This window comes from Cellulomonas triticagri, assembly GCF_003696205.1.
GTDB classification, from domain to species: domain Bacteria; phylum Actinomycetota; class Actinomycetes; order Actinomycetales; family Cellulomonadaceae; genus Cellulomonas; species Cellulomonas triticagri.
Genome location: NZ_RFFI01000184.1, coordinates 1 through 4,660 on the forward strand (window position 1 = coordinate 1; position 4,660 = coordinate 4,660).

Sequence of the window (4,660 nt, forward strand, 5' to 3'; positions counted from 1 at the left end):
GGCGTCGCTGCGCCGCGCCGAGGGGGTGCGGCGCGACGGGCGGCAGGCCCTGGAGGACGTCGCCCGCCGGTGCCTCGCCGACCCCACCGCCGCCGTGCTCGCGGAGCACCGGCGGGTCCGGGACCTCGTCGCGGGGGCGCGCGAGGTCTGACCCGGGCCGCGCCCGACCCGCTTCACGAGCGGGCGGCGAACCGTCCACAGGCGGGCTCGCCGTGCACGGTCCCCAGGCGCGGCCGGTGCGGGGCGCGGTGGCGGAGCCGTGCGGGACACCCTCGACCCACCGCCGGGCGCACGGGCACCGGCACGGACGAGGAGGACGCATGGCGTTCAACGACACGGACATCACCGTGACCGGCTGGATGGGCAGCGACCCGCTGCTCGTGCACGGGGAGGTGAGCCACGTGCCGTTCGTGCGGTTCCGGGTGGCGAGCACCCCACGGGTCTACGACCGGGTGCACGACGCCTTCGTGGACGGCAGCACCAGCTGGTACACGGTCAAGGCGTTCAAGCACCTCGCCCGCAACGTCGCGGAGTCCCTGCGGCGCGGCGAGCCCGTGGTCGTGCACGGCCGGCTCGTCATCACCGAGTGGGTGGCACCCGACGGCACCACCCGCACCACCGCCGAGATCACCGCCGACGCCGTCGGGCACGACCTCGCGCGCGGGGTCACCCGGTTCTCCCGCGCGGTCGACGGGGCACGCGGTGCCGGGGCGCCGGGTGCGCACGAGCCGGGCGCGGGCACCCCCGGGCCGGGGGCGGGCGGTGCGGACGACGCCGACCCGGGCGGTGGCGGGGGAGCGGAGGCCGAGGGGCACGGAGGAAGGGGGTCGTCGGAGCACGGACCCGACGACGGCCTCGCGGTGGTGCACGACCTCACCGGGGCCGAGGTGCTGCCCGACGACCCGGCCGACGTGCCCGCCGACCTCGCCGCCTGACGAGGACGGGGACCGCGGGCCGTGTCGCGCGGGGCCGGATCGCCTAGGCTGGGGGATCGCGACGTCGCCCGGCGCCGCCGTCCCGCACCCCGGGGCGGTCCGGCCGCCCGCGACGGACCCGCTGGGTCCACGCGCAACCTGAGCACCCGACGAGCACCGAGGCGGACGAAGAGCCAGTGGCTGAGTTCATCTACAGCATGTACAAGGCGCGCAAGGCGCACGGCGACAAGGTCATCCTCGACGACGTCTCGCTGAACTTCTTCCCCGGCGCCAAGATCGGCGTCGTCGGGCCGAACGGCGCGGGCAAGTCGACCATCCTCAAGATCATGGCCGGGCTCGAGCAGCCCTCCAACGGCGAGGCGCGCCTCAGCCCTGGCTACACGGTCGGCATCCTCATGCAGGAGCCGCCGCTCAACGAGGAGAAGACCGTCCTCGGCAACGTCCAGGAGGGCGTCGCCGAGATCAAGGGCAAGATCGACCGGTTCAACGAGATCTCCGCGCTCATGGCGGAGCCGGACGCCGACTTCGACGCCCTCCTCGCCGAGATGGGCGTGCTGCAGGAGGCCATCGACGCCGCCGACGCGTGGGACCTCGACGCCCAGCTCGAGCAGGCGATGGACGCGCTGCGCTGCCCGCCGCCGGACGCCGACGTGTCCGTGCTGTCCGGTGGTGAGCGCCGCCGCGTCGCCCTGTGCAAGCTGCTGCTCGAGAAGCCCGACCTGCTGCTCCTCGACGAGCCCACCAACCACCTCGACGCCGAGAGCGTGCTCTGGCTCGAGCAGCACCTCGCGACGTACCCCGGTGCCGTGCTGGCCGTCACCCACGACCGGTACTTCCTCGACCACGTCGCGGAGTGGATCTGCGAGGTCGACCGCGGTCGCCTGTACCCGTACGAGGGCAACTACTCCACGTACCTGGAGAAGAAGGCCGCCCGCATGGAGGTGCAGGGCAAGAAGGACGTCAAGCTCGCCAAGCGCCTCAAGGAGGAGCTGGAGTGGGTCCGGTCCTCCGCGAAGGGACGCCAGGCCAAGTCCAAGGCCCGTCTGGCCCGCTACGAGGAGATGGCGGCCGAGGCCGACCGCACCCGCAAGCTCGACTTCGAGGAGATCCAGATCCCGCCGGGCCCGCGCCTCGGCGCCATCGTCCTCGAGGCCGAGGGGCTGCAGAAGGGCTTCGGCGACCGCGTCCTCATCGACGGGCTGTCGTTCACGCTGCCGCGCAACGGCATCGTCGGCGTCATCGGCCCGAACGGCGTCGGCAAGACCACGCTGTTCAAGACCATCGTCGGCCTGGAGCCGCTCGACGGCGGGTCGCTGAAGGTCGGCGAGACCGTCCAGGTGTCCTACGTCGACCAGTCCCGCGGCGGCATCGACCCCAAGAAGACGCTGTTCGAGGTCGTGTCCGACGGGCTCGACTTCATCAAGGTCGGCAACGTCGAGATGCCGTCCCGCGCGTACGTCGCGTCGTTCGGCTTCAAGGGCCCGGACCAGCAGAAGCCCGCGGGCGTGCTGTCCGGTGGTGAGCGCAACCGCCTGAACCTCGCGCTGACCCTCAAGCAGGGCGGCAACCTGCTGCTCCTCGACGAGCCCACCAACGACCTCGACGTCGAGACCCTCGGCTCGCTGGAGAACGCCCTGCTGGAGTTCCCGGGCTGCGCCGTCGTGGTCTCCCACGACCGGTGGTTCCTCGACCGGGTCGCGACGCACATCCTCGCGTACGAGGGCACCGAGGAGAACCCGTCGAGCTGGTACTGGTTCGAGGGCAACTTCGCCTCTTACGAGGAGAACAAGGTGTCGCGCCTCGGCGCCGACGCCGCGCGCCCGCACCGCGTGACCTACCGCAAGCTCACGCGCGACTGACCACCCGCGCACCGACGACGGCCGCCGCCCCCGCCACCGGGGACGGCGGCCGTCGTCGCACCCGGGGCGTGCGGGCGTCCGGCCAGGCAGGATGGGGGGCATGACGAGCACCCCCGACGACGCGGCGGGCGCCCCGGCGACCGCCGCGGTCGCCGACGCGCTCGACCGGCTGCACGCCCGGCTGCGGTCCCTGGTCCTGCCGCTCGACGTGCCCGAGGTGGACGCCGCGCGGCGCGACCGGCGGGCGGCGCTCGACCAGGTGGACGACTACCTGCTGCCGCGGCTGCGCTCGGCGGGCGCGCCGCTGCTGGTCGTGGTCGGAGGGTCCACGGGGGCGGGCAAGTCGACCCTGGTGAACTCCCTGCTCGGGGCCCGCGTCACCGAGCCCGGTGTGCTGCGCCCGACCACCCGCGCGCCCGTCCTCGTGCACCACCCCCTCGACGTGCGGTGGTTCGCCACCGACCGGGTGCTGCCCGCGCTGGCCCGGGTCACCGGCCCCGCCGATGCCACCGCGACCGGGCTGCGGCTCGTCGCGAGCGACGCCCTGCCGCGCGGGCTCGCCCTGCTCGACGCCCCTGACGTCGACTCCGTCGAGACCGCCAACCGCACCCTCGCCGCGCAGCTGCTCGCCGCCGCCGACCTGTGGCTGTTCGTCACCACCGCGGCCCGGTACGCCGACGCCGTCCCGTGGGACCTGCTGCACGACGCCGCCCGGCGCAGCGCCCAGGTCGCGCTGGTCGTGGACCGCGTCGACCCCGGCTCGGACGCCGTCGTCGCGGACCTGCGGCGGATGGTGGACGCCGCCGACCTCGCGGACGCCCCGCTGTTCGCCGTCCCCGAGGGGCTGGACCCCGACGGGCTGCTCCCGGAGCGGGCCGTCGGCGAGATCGCCGCGTGGCTGTCGGCCCTCGGTGACCCGGGCGCACGGGACCTCGTCGCGCGCCGCACCCGCGACGGCGCCGTCACCGATCTCGGGCGGCGCGCGCTGCGCCTCGCGACCGCCGCCGACGCGCAGGTCACCGCCGAGGCGCGCCTGCGGGACGCCGTCGCGAGCGCCTACGCCGGCGCGCTCGACCAGGTCCGCACAGCGACGTCCGACGGCGCGATGCTCCGGGGCGAGGTGCTGGCCCGCTGGCAGGAGCTCGTCGGGACCGGTGAGCTGCTGCGGTCCGTCGAGCAGCGCGTGGGCCGGGCGCGGGACCGCGTGGTCGCGTTCGTGCGCGGACGACCGGCCCCGACCCCGCCGGTCGAGCAGGCCATCGCGCACGGCCTCGCCGCCGTCGTCCTCGACGCCGCCGACGCCGCGGCCGGGCGCACCCACGCCGCGTGGCGCGGGGACGCCGCCGGTGCCGGGCTGCTGCCCGGGCTCGACCTGTCGCGCGCGTCGGCGGACCTGCGTGCGCACGTCGAGCAGCAGGTGCGGCACTGGCAGTCCGACGTGCTGGACCTGGTCCGGGACCAGGGCGCCCAGCGGCGGGGGACCGCCCGGGCGCTGTCGTTCGGCGTGAACGCCCTCGGGGTCGCGCTCATGGTCCTGGCGTTCGCGTCCACCGGCGGGCTCACCGGCGTCGAGGTCGGCATAGCCGGCGGCACCGCCGTCGTCGCGCAGAAGCTCCTGGAGGCCGTGTTCGGGGACGACGCCGTGCGCCGCCTGACCGCCACCGCCCGCGACCGGCTCGACGTCCGCGTCCGCGACGTCCTGGACGCCGAGGCCGCCCGGTACACCGACCAGCTCGACGCGCTCGGCGTCACCGACGGGACCGCGCTGCGGGCGGCGGCGCTCGCCCTCGCGGACGCCGCGACGGCGGAGCGCGCCGCACGGGACGCCGCCAGGCCGCTCGACCCGGCGTCCCCGACCGGCACCCC

General features: G+C 75.4%; 3 protein-coding genes. All 3 read left to right on the plus strand.

Annotation, left to right across the window (positions count from 1 at the left end):
• Positions 1-320 precede the first annotated feature (320 nt).
• Positions 321-935, plus strand: coding sequence for a single-stranded DNA-binding protein (locus EBM89_RS19510; RefSeq protein ID WP_122151256.1), 615 nt, complete (start codon positions 321-323; stop codon positions 933-935).
• 176 nt (positions 936-1,111) lie between these two features.
• Positions 1,112-2,794 (plus strand): energy-dependent translational throttle protein EttA, encoded by a 1,683-nt coding sequence (gene ettA / locus EBM89_RS19515; protein ID WP_122151257.1) that lies wholly within the window; start codon positions 1,112-1,114, stop codon positions 2,792-2,794.
• Positions 2,795-2,894: 100 nt separating this feature from the next.
• Positions 2,895-4,660, plus strand: a 1,766-nt coding sequence (locus EBM89_RS19520; RefSeq protein WP_199732212.1) for a dynamin family protein, incomplete at its 3' end; no start/stop codon positions are given.